Here is a 19,266-nt window from a genome sequence, read left to right as displayed (position 1 = left end):
GTCACACCGCGGTTACCACCACATGCTGTCCAAGCACCTGGGCAGGGCCATCACCGAGCGGCAGCGCCGCCGGTGGGTCGAGCTCCTTCTCGACGCGGCCGACGAGGTGGGACTGCCGCACGACCCGGAGTTCCGGGCCGCCTTCCTCGGCTACATCGAATGGGGCACCCGGATCGCGCTCGCCAACTCCCAGCCGGACGCGCACCCGATCCAGCAGGCGCCCGTGCCGCACTGGGGCTGGGGCGTCGCTCCGCCGTACGTCGGCGCGTGACGGACACCCGACCCGCCGGCCGGTGACGCCGTCACCGCCGCCGGTCGCCGACGGTACCGGCGTCGGCGGCGGGGCGGCTCGGACGCCGGTCAGCTCGCCAGCTCGCCGGATCCCCGGATCGGCGGCAGTTCGGCCAGCGCCGCGAGTGTGGCCTCGTCCAGCGGGGTCTCCGGGAACGGCGGGCGCCAGCCGGTCTCCGGGTCGTAGCGCCGTACCACCTTGGCGGGCACCCCGGCGATGACGCTGTGGTCGGGGAACTCCCCGCGCACCACGGCGCCACCGGCGACGACGACGTTCCGCCCCAGGCGGGTGCCGGGCAGGATGATCGCGCCCGCGCCGAGCCAGCAGCCGTCGCCGATGACGACCGAGTCGTTGACCGGCCACTGCCGGCCGACCGGCACGTCGGGGTCGGCGTAGCCGTGGTTCTGGTCGGTGATGTAGACGTACGGGCCGGTGAAGACGTCGTCGCCGATCTCGATCGACTGGTGGCCGACGATGTGGCTGCCCCGGCCGATCGAACAGGCCTTGCCGATCCTCACGATGGGGTCCGGGCCCAGGTCCAGGCCGGGGGCGAAGCCGGCCGAGATCGTGACGTGCACGCCGACGAGCGTGTCGTCACCGATGTGGATCCAGGGTTCACCGAACAGCGCACCGGTGGGGAAGCCGATGCAGACGCCCTTGCCCAGATGGCCGAACCTCCGTCCCGCCGGGGTGCCGGGGGTGATCTCGCCATGCCGGCGGACCCACTCCCAGCCCCGGTGCAGAGCCACCGCCACCACCCTGCGGGTCGCGGAACCGATCGACGACCTTAGCGACATGCCGGAAACGGTACGGCATGTGATGTCCGATTTGATCCCCCGATATGGCATCCAGCGGGCGGATTTCGGCGCTGCATCCGTTCAGCGGGAAAGGCCGGCCGGACCGCGAAGAATGCCTTTTCGGCGGGAAAACGGCGGTGAGCCCGGCCATCAGGCCGGGCTCACCGCCGATGGACATCCGTCAGGACGTGCGAGCCCGGTCGTCGCTGTCGCTGTCCGACACCGAGGAGAGGTGCTCGGACGGCGTGGACGTGGGCTCCTCGGCCTGCCTCCGCGCGGCGTTGCGACGCGTCGCGACCGCTCCGGCGGCACCGAGCGCGCCACCGGCCAGCAACAGCGTGGCGGCCATGCCCCGGCGGGCCCGCCGCGGCTTCGGCGGCTCGAGTCGGGTGGCCATCTGGCGCATCATCGAGCCGACCCGGGGGGCGAGCTCCTTCTCGATGTACGCGCCGGCGCGGTCGAGGCGCGGCGCGCCCCAGGTCCGGGCGTTGTACAGGCCCGTCGCTGCCATGTCGCGAGCCTGACCGGCCGGTGGGCCGAGCCGGTCAGCGGTCCGCTGCGCGGCGTTCTGGGCGGTCTGTGCCGCGGTCTGGGCCGACTGTGCGGTCCGCTGAGCGGTTTGCTGTGCCGATCGCATGGCACGCTTCTGCGCCCGGCTGAGCTCGGAGAGGCGCAGCTGCCGCGCGCTGCGCATCGCGCGCTTCTGCGCCCGGGTCAGCTGTGAGCCGCTGAGCTTGACCTGCGGCTTCTTGCGAGTCGTCGATCGTAGGGACATGTATACCCCTCCGTTATGTGCGGTCTCGACCAACCTCTTCCCCCAGTAAGCGATGTCAATCACCGGATCGGTGAGGACGCCGTTCGGCCGTCGGCGCCGCTGGTGGAGGGTCGTTCGGAGGACCGGTGGAGGCCAGTAGCGTGGGCTACCTCAGTGACGTATCCGAACACGCCCACCGAGGGCGTACTCCGAAACGAGGAGGCGGTCTTCATGGCCGGAGAGCTCATCGCGACCCTGAGCACCACCATGGGTCCCATCGTCATCCGCCTGTTCCCCGAGCAGGCGCCCAAGACGGTCCAGAACTTCGTCGGCCTCGCCGAGGGAACGATCGAGTGGACGCACCCCGCGACCGGTCAGCGGTCGCGGACCCCGCTCTACAACGGCACGATCTTCCACCGGGTCATCGACGAGTTCATGATCCAGGGCGGCGACCCGCTCGGCCAGGGCATCGGCGGCCCGGGCTACGAGTTCGAGGACGAGATCGACAAGACGCTGCGGTTCGACCGGCCGTACCTCCTGGCGATGGCCAACGCCGGGCCCGGCACCAACGGCTCGCAGTTCTTCGTGACGGTCGTCCCCACGCCGCACCTGAACGGCCGCCACACGATCTTCGGTGAGGTCGTGCAGGGCAGCGAGGTCGTCGACGCGATCGCCAAGACCAAGACCGGGCGTAACGACCGTCCGATCGAGGACGTCGTCCTGGAATCGGTGACGATCGAGCGTCGTTAGACGGGTATCCGGACCTAGACGGGTATCCGGCCACAGACGAGAAGGCGACGATGAGCACCGATCCGGCGCAGGCCCCGGCCCCCGAGGCACCGATGTGCTACCGGCATCCGGGCCGGGAGACGTACGTCCGCTGCACGCGGTGCGACCGGCCGATCTGCCCGGACTGCATGCGCGCGGCCTCGGTCGGGCACCAGTGCCCCGAGTGCGTCCACGAAGGCAACCGCACGGTGCGCGAGCCGCGTACGGTGTTCGGCGGCCGGGTGCGGGGCCGCCCGGCGATCACGCTGACGCTCATCGCCCTCAACGTCCTCGCCTACCTCGGGGAGCTGGCCTCGCCGGCGTTCGTCGACCGCTTCGAGATGGTGGGCGGAATGCCCGCGCGCGGCCGGTTCCCCGGGATCGGCGTCGCCGACGGCGAGTGGTACCGCCTGATCACCGGGGCGTTCCTGCACGTGCCGATGAACGCCGGCGGGCTCGGCATCACCCACATCCTGTTCAACATGTGGGCGCTGTGGGTGCTCGGCCCGCAGTTGGAGCACGTGCTGGGCCGGGTGCGGTTCACCGTGCTGTACGTCCTGTCGGCGATCGGCGGGAACGTCCTGCTCTACCTGGTGGCCCCGCTGCAGCCCGCCGTCGGCGCGTCCGGGGCGATCTTCGGGCTGTTCGCGGCGTTCTTCGTCGTCGGTCGCCGGCTCGGTGTCGACACGCGCGGCATCGTCTTCCTCATCGTGATCAACCTGCTGTTCACGTTCACCTTCTCCGGGATCTCCTGGGAAGGGCACGTCGGCGGACTGGTCACGGGCGCGGTGCTCGCGGTCGCGTTCGCCTACGCCCCGCGCCGGCGGCAGAAGGCCGTCCAGGTCGCCGCGTCGGCGGTCGTCGCCGGGGTTCTCGTGATCCTCACCGCCGTGGCCACCGCGCTCGCGTCCTGACCCGCGCGCGACACGGCGGGAAGAGCACACCGCATCGACGTCCCCACGCGTACGTGACGCGCGAGGGAACTCACTCCGCCGACGTCAGCGCACGCGCAGGCGGCCACGGACGTGCCCGCCCGCGGCGCACGGCACGAGAGAAGGCTGGGGACTACTCCTGTGGATAACACACAGGGCAGTCCACAGGCTGTGGATAACCGTGTGGGGAAGTCAACGCCAGCGCGTCGACAGCACCACGCCGACCACGATCACGCCGAACCCGATCAGCAGGTTCCAGTTGCTCAGCGACGTGATCAGCGGCACCGTCGCGCTGACGCTGGCCGTGATGTAGTAGACGGCGATCCAGGCCAGGCCGAGCAGCCAGCAGCCCACCATCGTCGGCACCAGCCACCTCGGGCTGACCGAGACCTTCTGCGAGCGCTGCGGCGGAGTGTAGACGGCCTTCTTGCGTACCTTCGACTTGGGCACGGGGTCTCTCCTCGGGCGGAACGCGGCCGCACGCCGGGTCCGCGCATGGGTCAATTTGTCAGTTAGCGTAGTCGCTGGTGAGCAGCGTACGACCTTATTGGGGGCGGTGGGGTGTCGCGATGCGGCGAAAACCCGGTAATGGCGGGATGACCGGAGGCGGCCGGCCGTGGCGTTACGCGATCCCCGCCCTGACGATCTTCGCCGGCACCCTGTTCGCGGCCAGCGGAAGCACCGCGCACGGAACGGACCTGCGGGGCGGCGGCCGTACGAAGGTCACCGAGCTCATCGCCCAGGAGCAGCGGCAATACCAGGGCTCCCAGGCGAGCTACCGCCACCTGCGGCGGCAGGTGGAGGGCCTCGTACGGGCGGTCGCGCAGCGCGACGCCCGGGTCAAGGCCGCGCAGGAGAACGCCGACCGCCTCGCGGCCCGTACGGGGTTCACCCCCCTCACCGGACGCGGCCTGCGCGTCACCCTCGACGACGCGCCCACCGGCCGGCGGATCGCCGGCGACCCCGGCCCGGACGACCTCGTCGTCCACCAGCAGGACGTCCAGGCCGTCGTCAACGCGCTGTGGACCGGCGGTGCAACGGGCGTGCAAATCATGGACCAACGTCTGATCTCCACCAGCGCCGTGCGTTGCGTCGGCAATACGCTCATCCTCCAGGGCGTCGTCTACTCGCCGCCGTTCCGGATCACCGCGATCGGAGATCCGGGCCGGCTGCGAGCCGCCCTGGACGCCTCACCGGCCATTCAGGTCTACCGGCAGTACGTCGCCGAATACGGACTCGGGTACACCGTGACAACCCTCAAGAAGACCAGGTTGCCCGCCTACACGGGCAACGTGCAGCCCAAGTACGCCACCGCGCTGGAGCCCGACGGTGCGAACACTCATCCGTAGCCTCGGCGAGCTGTTCATCACCGCGGGAGCCGTCCTGCTGCTGTTCGTCGCGTACGAACTGTGGGGCACGGGCGCGTACACGCAGGCCGCGCAGCACAAGCTCGACGGCGAGCTCACCCGCGCCTGGGCCGCGCCGCCGCCGCGCAAGGCGCCGGGCGCCGTGACCGCCGAGCGCGTCAGCCTCGGCCACGGCCTCGCCCTGATCCGGATCCCCCGGCTGGGCAAGGGCTTCCACTACGTGATCATCGAGGGCGTCTCCATCGCCGACCTGCGCAAGGGGCCCGGTCACTACCCCGGTACCGCGATGCCGGGCCAGATCGGCAACTTCGTCGTCTCCGGGCACCGTACGACGTACCAGGCGCCGTTCAACCGCCTCGACCAACTGCGCCCCGGCGACAAGATCCTCATCGACACCCGGACCCGGCAGTACACCTACCAGGTCACCGGCAAGAAGGTCGTGTCGCCCAGCGACGTCAGCGTCGTCGCACCGGTGCCGGAACACCCCACCAAGGATCCGACCCAGCGGCTGATCACCCTCACCACCTGCCACCCGAAGTACTCCGCCGCCGAGCGGCTCATCGTCTTCGGGCGGATGGTCGGCTCGATCCCCCGGGTGAACGGAGCGTCCTCCTGATGTACACCTGGCTGTGGCGGCACCTTCCCGGCGACACGGTGACGCGCGTCTACACCGCCGTCGTCGGTCTGCTCGTGGTCGGCGTCCTGCTCTGGTACGTCGTGTTCCCCTGGTTCGAGCCGCAGATCCAGTTCGATCACGGAACGGTGGACGACGGCGGCACGTCGGCTACGGCACCCCCGACCCCGGCCGCAAAACATCGGTAAAAAGATTCTCGGCGGACCGTGTAACGCCATAGGGGGTCAAGACGGATCAACGAGTGAGGGCTTCCGCCGTTGCCCCCGAGCGGCGGAAGCCCTCCCTCACGTCCAGGCCCGGCCTCGTCGCCGGTGCCGGTGTTAGTGACGCGTACCGAAACGACGCGGCCCCCGCGCCCGGGGACGGGCGGGAGGCCGCGGTCGGTGTTCGCCGGATCGGTTCGCTAGAAGCCCGGCCATCCGTGGGACTGCGACGCGCTCGGGTCCGGACTCTGAGGACCGCCCGGCTGCTGGGTCTGCTGCTTGGCGACCATCAGGGTCACCGTGCTGCCGCGGTTCGCCGTCTCGCCGTCACCGGGGCTCTGGTCGACGACCGTGCCCGGCGCCTCGCCGTTCTCCGGGTCGACGTAGGTCACGCGAACCTGGAACCCGTTGCTGCGCAGGTCGGCCTTCGCGTCGGAGAGCTGCTTGCCGACCTCGGAGGGCACCGTGGTCTTGCTGGGACCGTCGGAGATGGTCAGGTTGACCTCGGTGTCCTTGGCGACCTTCGTGCCGGAGCTCGGATCGGAGCTGATCACGTAGCCCTTCGGCACGGACGAGCTGTTCTCCTTGTCCGTGCTGCCGACCTTGAGACCGGCGTTCTCCAGGGCGTTCTTGGCGGAGTCCTCGCTCTTGCCCCGGACCGAGGGGACCGTGACCTTCTGCTTGCCGGTCGACACGACCAGGGTCACCTCGGTGGTGGACACCTGGGTCTTCTCGATCTTGGTGTTCTCGGTCGGGGTGACGCTGATGACCTTGCCGCTGTCGACGCTGTCGCTCGGCTTCTTCGTCGTCTTGATCTTCGTGAAGCCGAGGGCCGTCAACTGCTGTTTGGCGGTGTCCTGGTCGTCGCCGACGATGCCGGTCGGGATCGCGACGGTGTTGCTGTCCTTCGCACTCCCGCCGTTACCGCTGAACATGAAGTACAGCGCCGTCACCGCGCCCACGGCGAGCAGCGCGACGACCACCCCGAGCGCGATCTTCTTGCCGCGCCCCTCCGGTTCGTCCGGCTCCGCGTAGTTGACCGGCGGCAGGTCGTAGCCCATCGTCGCGGGCCGGGTCCCCTGGGTCGGCGGCCCGCCCTGCATGACCTGGGTGCCGCCGTTCATCGCCATGGTCGGTGCGGAGACCGGCATGCCCTGCAGCGCGCGCTGGATGTCACCGCGCATCTCGGCCGCGCTCTGGTACCGGTAGTTGGGGTCCTTGGTCAGCGCCTTCAGGACGATCGCGTCGGCCCAGTGCGGGATCGACGGATCGATCTGCGACGGCGCCGGCGGCTCCTCCCGGACGTGCTGGTACGCGATGGCCACCGGCGAGTCGCCCTGGAACGGCGGACGGCCGGTGAGCAGCTCGAACAGCACACAGCCAGTGGAGTACAGGTCGCTGCGGGCGTCGACCCGCTCGCCCCGGGCCTGCTCCGGCGAGAGGTACTGCGCGGTGCCGATGACCTGCGCGGTCGCGGTCATCGTGGCGGCCGAGTCGGCCATCGCACGGGCGATGCCGAAGTCCATGACCTTGACCTCGCCGCCGGCGGTCAGCATCACGTTGGCCGGCTTGATGTCCCGGTGCACGATCCCGCCGCGGTGGCTGTAGTCCAGCGCGCGCAGGATCCCGTCGGTCATCTCCATCGCCCGCTCGGGCCGCAGCCGCTGCTCGTCCCGCAGCACGTCGCGGAGCGTGCGCCCCTCGACGTACTCCATGACGATGTACGGCACCGGGTTGCCGTCCATGACGTCCTCGCCGGTGTCGTACACGGCGATGACCGATGGGTGGTTCAGCGATGCCGCGGACTGGGCCTCCCGGCGGAACCGCGCCTGAAACGTCGGATCCCGGGCCAGGTCCGCCCGAAGCGTCTTGATCGCGACAACACGATCAAGACGGAGATCCCGGGCTCGGTAGACCTCGGCCATGCCACCACGCCCGATGACACCATCGAGCTCGTAGCGACCACCGAGTAGCCGAGGCTGAGTCATGTCTCGCACTTTCCCTCGTCGTCTACACCATGCTCTCCGAACCTATCCGCCTGGAGAGCTGCTCACAGGCGGCTGTTCCGGAGAGGTCGACGGCGAATCCGCCGCCGGTGTGGTAGGCGTCGTTGTCGGGGTACTCCTCGTCCTGGTCGGTTTCGTGACTGGCGTCGAGCTCGTCGCCGAACTCGGCGTCGGGCTGGGAGTCGTCGGGTCGAAGGTCGAACCCGAGGGTACGGGCCGATCGGTCGGCACGCCAAGACGAGGCCGCCTGGTGTGCTTCGTCGGAGCGATCCCACTGGCGGGCTGGACCCGGTTGCCGTCCACGAGCTTAGTGTGACCGGGGCTCTTCCACAGCGCTGTGACGGTGAACACGCCCGCGCCGAGGACGACGACGACCGCGGCGCTCACGAGGACCAACCGGCCGACGTGCCGCCGTCGGCGTGCGCGGGCCCGATGCGACCGCTGCGGTGCGGGCGCGCGCATCTGTTCGGTCGCGGGACCGGCCGGCGCGGCTTCGGCCTGGGCGAACGCGGCGGGCGCCGCGGGGCCCTGTCCCGGTGGGTCGTTCCCGGCGGCGTCCGCCGCCCAGTCCCCGGCGAGAGGGGCCTCGACCGTCCACCCATGGGCGAGGGCGGTCTCCTCCGCGGCGTCGGCGTCGCCGACGCCCAGCGAGTGGCGGATCGCGTACGCGCCCTCGGCGATCTGCGCCGCCGAGCGCGGGCGATCGTCCGGATGCTTGGCCAGCATGGCGGAGACCAGGCCGCGGACGGCCGGCGACACCGACGACGGCAGCGCCGGAGGCTCCTCACGCACGTGCTTGAGGGCCAGCGCGACCGGCGTGTCGGCGACGAACGGCGGACCTCCGGCCAGGCATTCGTACGCCACCACGCCGAGGGAGTACAGGTCCGCGGCCGGGGTCACCTTCTTGCCGGTCGCCTGCTCCGGCGAGACGTACTGCGCGGTGCCCATGACCATGCCGGTCTGCGTCATGGAGCTGTCACCGCTGCGCGCGATGCCGAAATCGGTGATCTTCACGGTGCCGTCGTCGGTCACCATCAGGTTGCCGGGCTTGATGTCCCGGTGGATGATGCCCGCCGAATGGGCGACGTGCAGTGCCCGCGCGGCCTGGCCGACGAGGTCCAGGGTCGCGTCGGCGGAAAGCCGCCCGTCGCGGGCGAGGATCTGCGACAGCGTCTCGCCCGCCACCAGCTCCATGACGAGGTAGGCCAGGTCGTCCTGCTCGCCGTAGTCGAAGACCTGCGCGATGCCGCTGTGCTGCAGCGCCGCGGCGAACCGCGCCTCGGCGCGGAAGCGACCGCGGAACGTCTCGTCGTCGAGGTACTGCTGTTTCAGCAGCTTGACCGCCACCGGCCGGCCCAGGAGCCGGTCGGTGGCCTTCCAGACCTCGCCCATCCCGCCGACGGCCAGCCGCTCGTCGAGCACGTACCGGTCGTTCAGGACGTCTGGGGTGGTCATGGTCAGCGCACCGCCTGGACGATGCGCAGGGCGATCGGCGCGGAGTAGGTCGCGCCGCTCGAACCCCGCGGCCCCTCGGTGACGACGGCGAAGGCGATCTTGGGGTTGTTCTTCGGGGCGAAGCCGACGAACCAGTCCTCGTTGATCCCGCCGATGCCGGTCTCGGCGGTCCCGGTCTTGCCGGCGATGTCGTGCCCGCCGAGCGTGCTCGTCGCCGTGCCGCGCTCGACGACCGCGCGCATCATCTCCTGGAGCTGAGCGGCGGTGTCGGCGCTGATCGGCTGCCCGAGCTGCTTCGGCTCGGCGGTGACCAGCTCGGACTGGTCCTGGGCCACGACGCGCTTGACGAGGAACGGCTTCATCATCTTGCCGTCATTGGCGACCGCCTGCGCGACCATCGCCATCTGCAGCGGCGAGGCGGTCACGACCTCCTGGCCGATGCCGCTGCGGGCCAGGGCGTCGCCGCCGATCTGCTTGGTCGGGTAGACGCTGGTGGCGCTGGACATGCCGTTCTCGACCTCGGTGGGCTTGTTGAAGCCGAACTTGGCCGCCATCGCGCCGAGTTGCTCCTGGCCCTGCTTGATAGCGAGCCGGCCGAACGTCGAGTTGCAGGACGCCGCGAAGGAGTTGATCAGGGGCGGCGAGCCGTTGCACTTCTCCTCGTCGCCGTCGGAGTTCGGCAGTGTCCGGCCCGACTCGGGCAGCCTCAGCTCACTGGCGTCGACCCCCGAGTCCTTGCGGTACTGCCCGCTCTCGATGGCGGCGGCCGAGTTGACGATCTTGAACGACGAGCCCGGTGCGAACGTCTCGCGCATCGCGTAGTTCAACATCGGGTCCGGCTTCTGCTTGTTCAGCGCCGTGAAGGCCTTGTTCGCCTTCGTCCCGTCGTGGACGGCGACGTCGTTCGTGTCGAACGACGGGAAGGAGGCCATCGCCAGGATGGCGCCCGTCTTGACGTCGAGGGCGACCGCGCCGCCGCGCCGGATCGTGCGGTTCTTGATGCCGGCGTAGGCCGCCTGCTGCGCGTCCGGGTCGATCGTCGTCTGCACGGTGGCGCCCGCGGCCTTCTTGCCGACCAGCATGTCGAACCAGTTGTGCAGCGCCAGCCGCTTGTCCGTGCCGTCCAGCAGGCCGTTCTGCGCCGACTCGAGGCCCGTACGGCTGAACACGCTGACGTACCCGGTGATGGGCGAGTAGATCGTGCCCTGGTTGTAGTGCCGCTGGTAGTTCTTGCCGTCGTCGCCGCCGAGCTTCTGGGAGTAGGCCAGCGTGACCTTCCCGGCCATGATCGGACCCCGGTTGTGCTCCCACTGCTGGGCGAACTGCCGGGAGTTCAGCGGGTCGGTCCGCAGCTTCTCCGCCTGCGACCCCTGGAGGTAGTTGATGTTCACGATCAGGACGACCAGCAGGAGCATGCCGGCCACCGCGATCTTGCGGAGCGGCTTGTTCACTGCGTCCTCACCACCTGGGTCATCCCTTCGTCCTGGATCGGCTGCGGCGCGGGCCGCCGCGCGGTGTCACTGATGCGGATCAGAATGGCGATCAAAATCCAGTTCGCGAGCAGCGACGACCCACCCTGGGCGAGGAACGGCGTGGTCAGACCGGTCAGTGGGATGAGCCGCGTCACACCGCCGACGATGACGAAGACCTGCAGCGCGAAGACGAACGACACGCCGCCCGCGAACAGCTTCGCGAAGTTGTCCTTCGTGGCCAGCGCCGCCTTCATGCCCCGCTGCACGATCAGGCCGTACACAATGAGGATCACCATCGCGCCGGTGAGCCCCAGCTCCTCGCCGAACGAGGTGAAGATGAAGTCGCTGTAGGACAGCGGAGTGCGCCACGGCTCGCCCTGGCCGAGGCCCGTGCCGAGCACGCCGCCCTGGCCCATCGAGAACAGGCCGAACATCAGCTGGCTGCTGTCGGCGAGGTACACGCCGCCCTTCTGCTTGCAGACGTCCCAGTGCGTCTGGTTGACGATCTTCCCGCCGATCCGACAGCCGCCGTCGAAGTACGCCTGCGGGTCCAGCCAGGTGTCGATCCGCTGCGCGACGTGCGGGATCTCCGGGGCGATGAGGCAGGCGCAGGCCAGCAGCAGGACGCCGATCAGCACCCACATGAAGCGCTCGGTCGCGACGTAGAGCATGCTGACGAACAACCCGAAGAACAGGATGGCCGTACCGAAGTCGTTCTCCAGCGCCAGGACGCCGAGGCAGATCACGAAGATGACGAGAATCGGGCCGAGGTCGCGGGCGCGCGGGAGGTTCGCCGGGCCGAGCTTCTTGCCGACGATCGACAGGCTCTGCCGCTTGTTCACCAGGTATCCGGCGAAGAACGCCACCAGCGCGAGCTTGGAGAACTCGCTGGGCTGGATCGAGAACCCGCCGATCCGGATCCAGATCTTCGCGCCCAGCGCGCCACTGATCGACGAGGGCAGGAAGCCCGGGAGGGCGAGGAAGAACAGCCCGACCGCGCCGATCGTGTACATGTACCGCTGGAGGAGCTTGATGTCCTTCAGCACGAGCAGCGTGACGGCGAAGAAGATCATCGCCAGCGCGGTCCAGGTGAGCTGCCCGGTCGTCGACGGCCCGATGTAGGAGAGATCCTTGCCCTGTTGGAGGGCCTTCTTCCAGTCGGCGCTCGTTCTCAGGTCCAGCCGGTAGATCATCGCCAGCCCGAGGCCGTTGAGGAAGACGGCCAGCGGAAGCAGGAGCGGGTCGGCGTACGGCGCGAACCGGGCGACGACGAAGTAGGCGCCGGCCGCGAGGATCCCGAGGCCGATGCCGTATCCGTACATCCCGGCGGGCAGACTGCCGTCACGCGCCAGCCCGACCTGGGCGAAGCCCGCGACGGTGACCACCAACGCGAAGATCAACATGCCGAGCTGGGCGCTCCGCCGGGGGCGGGTCGCGATCTGCACCTCGGATTCGGCGGCTGCGGAAGTCATCAGTGTGTGGTGTTCGGCTTAGAAGGGCAGCCTGACTTGCCCGGTTGCTTCTTGCAGAGGTCGGCCTGGTCGCGGAGCTCCTGCACCTTGGCGCGGGCCTGCGTCAGGTCCGTTACGGAGATGCCATTGTGCACGGTGTCCTTGTCCTGCTTGGGCAACAGACTGGTCTGCACCGGCGGGTTCGACGGCTCGACGACCGTCTCCTCGCAGCCCAGCGTGCTCTGCTGGCCCTTGCCCTTCCAGATCGTCACGACGCCCTTGTTGTCGGCGACGACGAGGTGGCAGACCTGCTTGCGCAGGGTGTTCACCGTGGTGTGGGCCTTGCCCAGGCTGCCCAGGCCGTCGATCGTGTGGTTCACCGAGTCCCGTGCCGAGGGCGCCAGGTCGGCGACCTTCAGCGCCGGGCTGGGCCGTTCCTTCACGTGCGACAGCTTGAACCCCAGAAGGTCCTGGTTCATCCCCTGGTAGATGACGACCTGCCCGCCGTCCGCCGCGACGTAGTACTGCCCCTGGACGGTGTTCCAGGCGACGTACGACCCGCCGGCGGCCAGCAGGACGACCACCCCGGCCACCGCCACCAGCCAGGGCCAGCGACGCCGTCGCCGGCCGACTGCCATCTGCGGCAGCGTGTCCTCGTGCTGGCGGCCGACCGCCGGGATGTCCGCCACGGTCACCGGCGCGGGCTGCTGCTCCCGCAGCGCCGCGGCCCGCTGGGCCGGCGTCTCCGCGGCCATCGCGCCGGGCGGCGGCATGTCCGCCTCGCCGCGGCCCCGGCCGGCGTTGTGCGCGGCGCCCGCGGTGATCGAGGCCGGCGGCGGGCCCTGCTGCTGCTCCAGTTCGACCACGTCGGCCACCACACAGGTGATGTTGTCCGGGCCACCACCGCGGTTGGCCAGGTCGATGAGCTGGCGTACGGCCTGGTCCGGCTCTGCCGCCGTGCTCAGCGCGTGGTGGATGGTCTCCGCGCTCACCACCGTGCTCAGCCCGTCGGAGCACAGCAGGTAGCGATCGCCGAGCTGCGCCTCGCGCAGCGAGATGTCCGGGTCGACCTCGCCGCGGCCGTCCAGCGCCCGCAGCAGAAGGGAGCGCTGCGGGTGGGACGCGGCCTCGTCCAGGCTGATCCGACCCTCGTCGACGAGCGACTGAACCAGTGTGTGATCATGAGTGATCTGGAACAGCTCGCCGTTCCGCAGGAGGTACGCGCGAGAGTCGCCGATGTGGACGAGGGCGACCTGCGCGCCGTTCCACAGCATCGCGGTGAGGGTGCAGCCCATGCCCTGCAGCGACGGATCACCCTCGACGATGCTGTGCAGGGTCCCGTTGGCCCGGTGCACCGCCTGCTCGAGGGCGCCGACGAGCTCGTGCGGCGGGAAGTCCCGGTCGAGTGGCTTCAGGGTCTCGATGGCGGCGGCACTGGCGATCTCGCCGCCGACATGGCCGCCCATGCCGTCGGCCACCGCGAGCAGCCGGGAGCCCGCGTACGCCGAGTCCTCATTGCCCTCGCGGAGCATGCCGACGTCCGACCGGGCGGCGAAGTGAATTCCGATGGTCATTTGCGCAGCTCTATGACGGTCTTCCCGATGCGGATCGGTACGCCGACGGGGACGGGTTCCGGCCTGCTCACCTTGGCGCGCCCGAGATAGGTGCCGTTCGTCGAACCGAGATCCTCCACGAACCACTGACCGTTCTGCGAGAAGAGCCGGGCATGCCGTCCCGAAGAGTAGTCGTCTCCGAGGGGGAGCGTGACGTCATTCGAGCGACCCATCGTTATCTCCGTCCCGACCAGGTCCATCGTCGTGCCGGCCCGGGCACCCTCGGTGATGACCAGCTTGGTCGGTTCCGACCGCCTGACGCGCGGCGCCGCCGCCTGTCGCGGCGGCCGGGCGGGCTGGGCGGCCTGCCGAGGCCGCTGGGCCTTGGCGGCGGCCTTCGAGCCCCACAGATCGGCACGGATGACGCCCGCGGCCGCGATGACGAACAGCCACAACACGGCTAGGAACGCCACCTTCATGAGCGTCAGGGTGATTTGGTTCATCGGAGTCGGAGCTACTCCCTATCGCGGCGGAACACCAGGGTTGTCCGGCCGAGCGTCACGCGTGAGCCGTCATGCAGGGTCACACGGCGGATCGGCTGGCCGTTCACGAAAGTGCCGTTCGTCGACCCTAGATCAACCGCAACCACCTCCGGGCCCTCGACTCTGATCTCGGCATGGTGCCGGGAAACGCCCGGATCGACAAGCCGAAGATCACAATCGGTGCCCCGGCCGAGCAACGTCACCGGAGTGGTCAAATCGTACGTGTGGCTCTGCTGGCCCTCCGTGCTCACCAGCAACCGCGGCCGGCCGCCCGCGAACCCGCGCGGCGGAGGCGGCATGTCGCTCATCGGCTGGCGGATCTCGCCACCCTCCACGGTGGAGCCACGGATGACCCCGGACCGGATCCGGAACATCCCCGTGCGCAGGTCATCGGCGTTCTCGAACCGCACCCGCACCGGCCCGACGAAGGAGTAACCCTGCTCCTTCGCGTGCTCACGGGCGAGATTGGCCAGCTCCTGGCTCAGGCTGTCGGCGTAGACCTCCAGTCGCTCGCCGTCCGGATGTGAGATCTCGACGACGAAGTCGTTCGGCACCAGCGTGCGACCCTGCGCCACGATCGCGGCGCGCTCGTCCATCTCGCGCTGAATCGCGCTGGCCACCTCGACGGGCTGAAGCTCCGACTTGAAAGCCCGAGCGAAGGCACCCTCGACCATGCCTTCGAGCCGACGCTCGAAGCGCTGTAGGACACCCACGTGCACCTCCCCTCTCCACTGCTAGACGATCGTATCTGTGAGTAGGTTCGCCCCGAGCAACCGATTCGGACCACCGCCGGAATGGTGCTAACCTTTGGACGCGCCCGGGGCGGGTGGCGGAACGGCAGACGCGCACGGTTCAGGTCCGTGTGTCCGCAAGGACGTGAGGGTTCAAATCCCTCCTCGCCCACTCGGTGTTGGGGTCGGCTGGTCGGAAGCTTCGCTTCCTTCCCGTCGACCCTTCGTCGTTTTTTCGGGGGGACGACCCCCCGGGCCCCCCGGGGTGGGGGGCTGCGTCCCCCACGCCCCCCATGCGGTGGGCTGGGGTTGTCGTGAGGTGATCCTGCGCCCGCTGCGCGGGCTTGGATTTGGGGGGCTTCGTCCCCTGGGTTGGGGTGGCCTGTGGGCATTGGGGTGGAGAAGATCTACCGAGACTTGGTCGGACGTCGGTGTTCCGGGGGCTGTACGGCCTAGAGCGGTTCCTCGCCGGCGCTCTCCTACGCACCTGGCGGTTTGCACAACCGCCTGTTCGGCCCGCTCGGGATGGCCAAGACCTACTTTCTCGTCAAGCCGCCGGATGGCATCAAGGGGCCGCACGGCCACGGCTACTACCCCGACGCCGACGGCAAGCCGCGCGACGTGGACCGGTTCAACGCCGGCTTCGGCTCGGGGGCCGGAGGGGTGGTCGCCACCGCGCACGACGTGAGCGCCTTCTACCGGGCGTTCACCCAGGGCAGACTGCTGCCGACGGAACGCCAGCGAGTGCTGACCGACCCGCTGCCCAATGACCCACCCCAGAGCAGCGGCCCCGACTTTTGCCGCGGCGAACTCGATGGCTGGATATGGGGCGGGACGGCCCCCGGCTACTTCACCATGACCTTCTACTCAAAAGACGGCCGCCGCCAGTTCGCGAGGTCGGCCATGCTGAGCGTCAAGGACACCACCGCGCCATCGGCGCCCGATTCGGCTTCCGCGCCGTCGTCACCGCCGGGCTGGCCCTCGCGGCGATCGGGCTCCTGACACTGCCACGGTCCAGCACGCCACCGGCTACGGCGACGTGTGGTGGCGGCTGGCCGTCGTCGGCGTCGGCTTCGGTCTGGCGATGTCACCGCTGACCGGCGCGGTCTTGACGGGCCTGTGGCTCGTGCGGAAACGTCCGGTTGGCGCCGGGGCCCGCGGGAGGGGCTAGGGCTGGCGGCGTCGGTCGCGGGCGTAGACGACGCCCGGTTTTCCGTCGCCGGGGCTGCGGCGGTCGAGCTCGAACAGCTCTATCGCGGCCATCAGTTCGCTCAGCTTGGGATAACCGTAGTTGCGGGAGTCGAAGTCCGGCCGTTGCTTGATGACGATGTATCCGACGTTCGCGAGGTTGGCCCAGCCGTCCTCGTCGGATGCCGCCTCCACGGCGTTGCGGAGCTGGCTCAGCAGTCCGGCGTCCGCCATGAGGGCGGCGGCGGAGGAGTGCTCCGTGGGCACGGGCGTCTCGTCGGCGGGCGCGGCGGCGCGGTTCGCGTACGGAAGGTTCTCGATGTAGACGAACTTGTCGCATGCCGAGACGAAGGGCTTGGGGGTCTTGCGTTCGCCGAATCCGTACACGGTGAGGCCGGATTCTCGGATGCGCGCGGCCAGGCGGGTGAAGTCGCTGTCACTGGACACGATGCAGAATCCGTCGAAGCGCCCGGTGTAGAGCAGATCCATCGCGTCGATCACCATCGCCGCGTCGGTGGCGTTCTTTCCGACGGTGTAGGCGAACTGCTGGATCGGCTGGATCGACTGGGCGAGCAGGTGATCCTTCCAACCCTTGAGGCTGGTTCCGGTCCAGTCGCCGTAGGCCCGTTTGACGTGGGCGGTGCCGTACTTGGCGACCTCGGCCAGCAACCCCTCGGTGATCGTGGGTCGCGTGTTGTCCGCGTCGATGAGGACCGCGAGCTTGGCGGCGTTCTCACTGACCATGCTGCTTCTCCTTGTCACACCGTCAGCCGGCCCTTCTGGTGGTCTTCGTGTTCCGGACCGTAGAGCAGGGACAGGTCTACGTACAGCGATACAGGTGCCTGTCTGTCCTTATTCGGCGTAGACCGAACGTTCTTGAGCGTTCATTCCGACGCGTGAAGAGTTCCTCACATGCCAGAGAGGACTCGAAGCATGAACGTACGACCGAGCCTGATCGCCGTCGGGTCGGCGGCGGCACTCGTCGGGGGGATCGCCGTGGCGGGGCCCGCGAACGCGCAGCGGCCGGCGGCCGCCATGTACCGCTCGGCGCCGCGCTACATCGTCAACAGCGCGACCGGCCTGTGCATGACCGTCCACGGCGGGAGCAGGGCCAAGGGCGCCAAGGTCGATCTGTACCGCTGCGTCGGCGCGGCGAACCAGAGATGGACCCTCGTTCCCATGCGCGACACGCAGCAGATCGTGAACGTCAAGAGCGGCCTGTGCCTGGACGTCCTCGGTGGGCGGAAGGGCAACGGGGCGCTGCTGGGTCAGTGGACCTGCAACGGCAAGTCCAATCAGCGGTTCCTCATCAACAGCATGGCCGGTGGCGGCTTCATGATCGTGTCCGCCGTGAGCCTGCGAGAGGTCCAGCCGAAGTATCACGACCGGCGCGCGAACAACCCGATCCACCAGTGGGCCGCCAAGGGGAAGTGGGCCCGGTGGCACCACTGACCGTACGAACGTCGGGAAAGGAGCCCGCGGTGTCGGGACATCACATCAAGGCGCGTGTGCTCACGGTGGTCGCGCTCGGAGTCGCGATGGCCGGGTCGGCGGTGGGGCCGGCCTGGGCGGAACCCGGGTCGAAGGCGTCCCCGCGCGGGGTGCACGCCCTGTCGGGCCCCACATACTTCGTGAACAGCGCGACGGGCCTGTGCATGACCGTCCACGGGGCCAGCAGGGCCAAGGGCGCCAAGGTCGATCTGTATCGCTGCGTCGGCGCGACGAACCAGAAGTGGACCATCCTCAGCACCACGGGTGTGCTCTACCAACTCGTCAACCAGCACAGCGGCCTGTGCCTCGACGTGCTGGGAAGCAGCAAGAAGAACGGCGCCAGGCTGGGTCAGTGGCCGTGCAACGGCAAGGCCAACCAGTCGTTCCAGCTGTTCGGCGCCGCGGGGAAGCGGGACTTCTATCTCCTGGCGCCCCGCGGTAACAAGTACGTGCAGCCGAAGTATCACGATCGGCGGTCGAACAACCCGGTGCATCAATGGGGCAGCAAGGGCACCTGGGCCAAGTGGCATCACTGAGCCCCTCAGCGGAGACCGAGGAGGCCGATGCCGAGATCGGTCGGGCTGTGGCGCACGGTGTTGCGGTGCCGCACCGTGTGGATCAGGCCCGCTTCGCGGAGGACGGTGGCGTGTTCGCTGGCGCTTGCGGGGGCGACGCCGGCGAGATCGGCGAGTTCCTTCGTCGAGCAGCCGGCGTGCTCGGCGATGACGTTCAGCACGGACGAACGGGTCTGGCCGAGGAGGGCCGCCACGGCGCCTCCCGGTCGGGCCCTGGCCGGTTCCGGAGTGAGGACGGCCATCCGGCGAAGGGGATCGTCGCCGCACGCCGGATACGTGATGACGGGCTGGGGCTCGGTCTCATAGTCGATGATGGTGCGGTCGCACAACGCCGACGGATGCAGCAGCACGCCTTGGCCTTCGAGCACGTGATCGTGCTGAGCCCCGTTCACCATCTTGATCTCCAGCACCGGTGGGTCCCACCGCATCCACTGGGGGTTCGCCTCCGCCAGGACACGCTCCACGCCACCGGTGAGCCACTGTTGGGCCCGTACGGCGCGGTCCTGCGCGAACAGGCCCTCGATGTTCGCCCAGTAGGGGCCCAGCAGGTGGTCGTACAGCCCGCGGAGTTCGATCCCCAACTGCTTCAGGAGCGCTCTGTCATCGGCCAGTCGCTGGGTCCAGGACGGCACGGGCTGTACTTCGGCGATCGCGCTCATCTGCGCCCGGATCTCCGCGCGCGGCGTGGCGAGCACGCGGTCCGGTAGTTCCTCCGGATCCCCGGCGCACGTGGGAGGGAACAACGACTGCGCGTAACCGACCACGGGAACGAGCGACAGAGCCATTCGGGCGGGGGCGGTCAGCCGGGCGTCGACGCTTCGCCGCCAAGCGTCCAGAGCCGCACGCCGCGTGCGGCTCTGCACCGCCCGCATGGCGATGTGCAGCTCGAGGAACGGCATCGCCTTGTCGGCTATACGCGTCCGCGCCAGGTCTTGCGCGGTGAAGTGGAGGCGATAGGCCACGTCTTCCCCCAACCACGTTCGTTCTCTCGGGGAGCATCGGCTCGACCGGACCGGGATCGCGGAAAGCAGCCCCATTCCGTGCAGAACATCGTG

21 protein-coding genes and 1 tRNA gene are annotated in these 19,266 nt (G+C 69.3%); 10 read left to right on the top strand and 12 right to left on the bottom strand.

Going from position 1 to position 19,266, the window contains the following annotated elements; translation table 11 throughout:
• The first annotated feature begins 22 nt into the window (after positions 1 to 22).
• Positions 23 to 271, top strand: coding sequence for a hypothetical protein (locus AB0K82_RS11960; protein ID WP_364395629.1), 249 nt, complete (start codon positions 23 to 25; stop codon positions 269 to 271).
• Between the two features lie 89 nt (positions 272 to 360).
• Here the strand turns inward: AB0K82_RS11960 and AB0K82_RS11955 are convergent, their stop codons facing one another.
• A complete protein-coding gene (locus tag AB0K82_RS11955) occupies positions 361 to 1,089 on the bottom strand; it encodes an acyltransferase (protein ID WP_364395627.1) in 729 nt (242 codons plus the stop codon).
• A 181-nt stretch (positions 1,090 to 1,270) separates the two neighbouring features.
• Entirely contained in the window at positions 1,271 to 1,864 is a 594-nt protein-coding gene (locus AB0K82_RS11950) for a hypothetical protein (RefSeq protein ID WP_364395626.1), read from the bottom strand.
• Between the two features lie 210 nt (positions 1,865 to 2,074).
• Here AB0K82_RS11950 and AB0K82_RS11945 point away from each other — a divergent pair, with 210 nt between their 5' ends.
• Both AB0K82_RS11945 and AB0K82_RS11940 read left to right on the top strand, forming a co-directional pair.
• Positions 2,075 to 2,593, top strand: a complete 519-nt coding sequence (locus AB0K82_RS11945; RefSeq protein WP_364395739.1) for a peptidylprolyl isomerase — start codon at positions 2,075 to 2,077, stop codon at positions 2,591 to 2,593.
• 50 nt (positions 2,594 to 2,643) lie between these two features.
• On the top strand, positions 2,644 to 3,525 hold the full coding sequence (locus AB0K82_RS11940; RefSeq protein WP_364395625.1) for a rhomboid family intramembrane serine protease: 882 nt from the start codon (positions 2,644 to 2,646) through the stop codon (positions 3,523 to 3,525).
• Between the two features lie 210 nt (positions 3,526 to 3,735).
• Here AB0K82_RS11940 and AB0K82_RS11935 read toward each other — a convergent pair whose 3' ends face one another.
• The gene (locus AB0K82_RS11935; protein WP_345366451.1) at positions 3,736 to 3,993 is read right to left on the bottom strand and encodes a cell division protein CrgA; all 258 of its coding nucleotides are present in this window, start codon (positions 3,991 to 3,993) and stop codon (positions 3,736 to 3,738) included.
• Between the two features lie 146 nt (positions 3,994 to 4,139).
• On the opposite strand from AB0K82_RS11935, the gene AB0K82_RS11930 reads away from it, so the two are divergent.
• From AB0K82_RS11930 to AB0K82_RS11920, 3 genes are read left to right on the top strand one after another with little or no spacing between them, the layout of a single operon-like run.
• Entirely contained in the window at positions 4,140 to 4,892 is a 753-nt protein-coding gene (locus tag AB0K82_RS11930) for a DUF881 domain-containing protein (protein ID WP_364395624.1), read from the top strand.
• Complete coding sequence (locus tag AB0K82_RS11925; RefSeq protein ID WP_364395622.1) at positions 4,873 to 5,526, top strand: class E sortase; 654 nt, start codon at positions 4,873 to 4,875, stop codon at positions 5,524 to 5,526. The genes AB0K82_RS11930 and AB0K82_RS11925 overlap by 20 nt, the downstream gene beginning before the upstream one ends.
• On the top strand, positions 5,526 to 5,732 hold the full coding sequence (locus AB0K82_RS11920) for a hypothetical protein (protein WP_364395620.1): 207 nt from the start codon (positions 5,526 to 5,528) through the stop codon (positions 5,730 to 5,732). Before AB0K82_RS11925 ends, AB0K82_RS11920 begins: the two co-directional genes overlap by 1 nt.
• Before the next feature lie 215 nt (positions 5,733 to 5,947).
• Here the strand turns inward: AB0K82_RS11920 and pknB are convergent, their stop codons facing one another.
• From pknB to AB0K82_RS11885, 7 genes are read right to left on the bottom strand one after another with little or no spacing between them, the layout of a single operon-like run.
• Entirely contained in the window at positions 5,948 to 7,735 is a 1,788-nt protein-coding gene (gene pknB, locus AB0K82_RS11915) for a Stk1 family PASTA domain-containing Ser/Thr kinase (RefSeq protein WP_364395618.1), read from the bottom strand.
• Between the two features lie 42 nt (positions 7,736 to 7,777).
• Positions 7,778 to 9,208 (bottom strand): serine/threonine-protein kinase, encoded by a 1,431-nt coding sequence (locus AB0K82_RS11910; RefSeq protein WP_364395616.1) that lies wholly within the window; start codon positions 9,206 to 9,208, stop codon positions 7,778 to 7,780.
• Positions 9,209 to 9,210: 2 nt separating this feature from the next.
• A complete protein-coding gene (locus AB0K82_RS11905; protein WP_364395614.1) occupies positions 9,211 to 10,659 on the bottom strand; it encodes a penicillin-binding protein 2 in 1,449 nt (482 codons plus the stop codon).
• Positions 10,656 to 12,152, bottom strand: coding sequence for an FtsW/RodA/SpoVE family cell cycle protein (locus tag AB0K82_RS11900; protein ID WP_364395612.1), 1,497 nt, complete (start codon positions 12,150 to 12,152; stop codon positions 10,656 to 10,658). The genes AB0K82_RS11905 and AB0K82_RS11900 overlap by 4 nt, the downstream gene beginning before the upstream one ends.
• Complete coding sequence (locus tag AB0K82_RS11895; RefSeq protein WP_364395610.1) at positions 12,152 to 13,705, bottom strand: PP2C family serine/threonine-protein phosphatase; 1,554 nt, start codon at positions 13,703 to 13,705, stop codon at positions 12,152 to 12,154. The genes AB0K82_RS11900 and AB0K82_RS11895 overlap by 1 nt, the downstream gene beginning before the upstream one ends.
• Positions 13,702 to 14,187, bottom strand: a complete 486-nt coding sequence (locus tag AB0K82_RS11890; protein WP_364395608.1) for an FHA domain-containing protein — start codon at positions 14,185 to 14,187, stop codon at positions 13,702 to 13,704. The genes AB0K82_RS11895 and AB0K82_RS11890 overlap by 4 nt, the downstream gene beginning before the upstream one ends.
• A gap of 11 nt (positions 14,188 to 14,198) precedes the next feature.
• Positions 14,199 to 14,939, bottom strand: a complete 741-nt coding sequence (locus AB0K82_RS11885; protein ID WP_345366472.1) for a DUF3662 and FHA domain-containing protein — start codon at positions 14,937 to 14,939, stop codon at positions 14,199 to 14,201.
• 107 nt (positions 14,940 to 15,046) lie between these two features.
• On the opposite strand from AB0K82_RS11885, the gene AB0K82_RS11880 reads away from it, so the two are divergent.
• Together AB0K82_RS11880 and AB0K82_RS11875 are read left to right on the top strand one after the other, a co-directional pair.
• Positions 15,047 to 15,129, top strand: a tRNA-Leu gene (locus AB0K82_RS11880).
• Positions 15,130 to 15,452: 323 nt separating this feature from the next.
• On the top strand, positions 15,453 to 15,959 hold the full coding sequence (locus tag AB0K82_RS11875) for a serine hydrolase (protein WP_364395606.1): 507 nt from the start codon (positions 15,453 to 15,455) through the stop codon (positions 15,957 to 15,959).
• Between the two features lie 165 nt (positions 15,960 to 16,124).
• On the opposite strand, the gene AB0K82_RS11870 is transcribed toward AB0K82_RS11875, so the two are convergent.
• On the bottom strand, positions 16,125 to 16,889 hold the full coding sequence (locus AB0K82_RS11870) for an NYN domain-containing protein (protein ID WP_364395604.1): 765 nt from the start codon (positions 16,887 to 16,889) through the stop codon (positions 16,125 to 16,127).
• Between the two features lie 189 nt (positions 16,890 to 17,078).
• Here AB0K82_RS11870 and AB0K82_RS11865 point away from each other — a divergent pair, with 189 nt between their 5' ends.
• Complete coding sequence (locus AB0K82_RS11865) at positions 17,079 to 17,597, top strand: RICIN domain-containing protein (RefSeq protein ID WP_364395602.1); 519 nt, start codon at positions 17,079 to 17,081, stop codon at positions 17,595 to 17,597.
• 29 nt (positions 17,598 to 17,626) lie between these two features.
• Positions 17,627 to 18,172, top strand: a complete 546-nt coding sequence (locus AB0K82_RS11860) for an RICIN domain-containing protein (RefSeq protein ID WP_364395600.1) — start codon at positions 17,627 to 17,629, stop codon at positions 18,170 to 18,172.
• Between the two features lie 5 nt (positions 18,173 to 18,177).
• On the opposite strand, the gene AB0K82_RS11855 is transcribed toward AB0K82_RS11860, so the two are convergent.
• Positions 18,178 to 19,185: a winged helix-turn-helix domain-containing protein gene (locus AB0K82_RS11855; RefSeq protein ID WP_364395598.1), complete on the bottom strand. Its 1,008-nt coding sequence runs from the start codon at positions 19,183 to 19,185 to the stop codon at positions 18,178 to 18,180.
• Between the last annotated feature and the right edge of the window lie 81 nt (positions 19,186 to 19,266).

Origin of the sequence: Actinoallomurus sp. NPDC052274 (assembly GCF_040679475.1) — a bacterium.
Classification (GTDB): domain Bacteria; phylum Actinomycetota; class Actinomycetes; order Streptosporangiales; family Streptosporangiaceae; genus Actinoallomurus; species Actinoallomurus liliacearum.
Note: the sequence above shows the minus strand (reverse complement) of the source record. Positions and strands in the feature narration are given on the sequence as shown.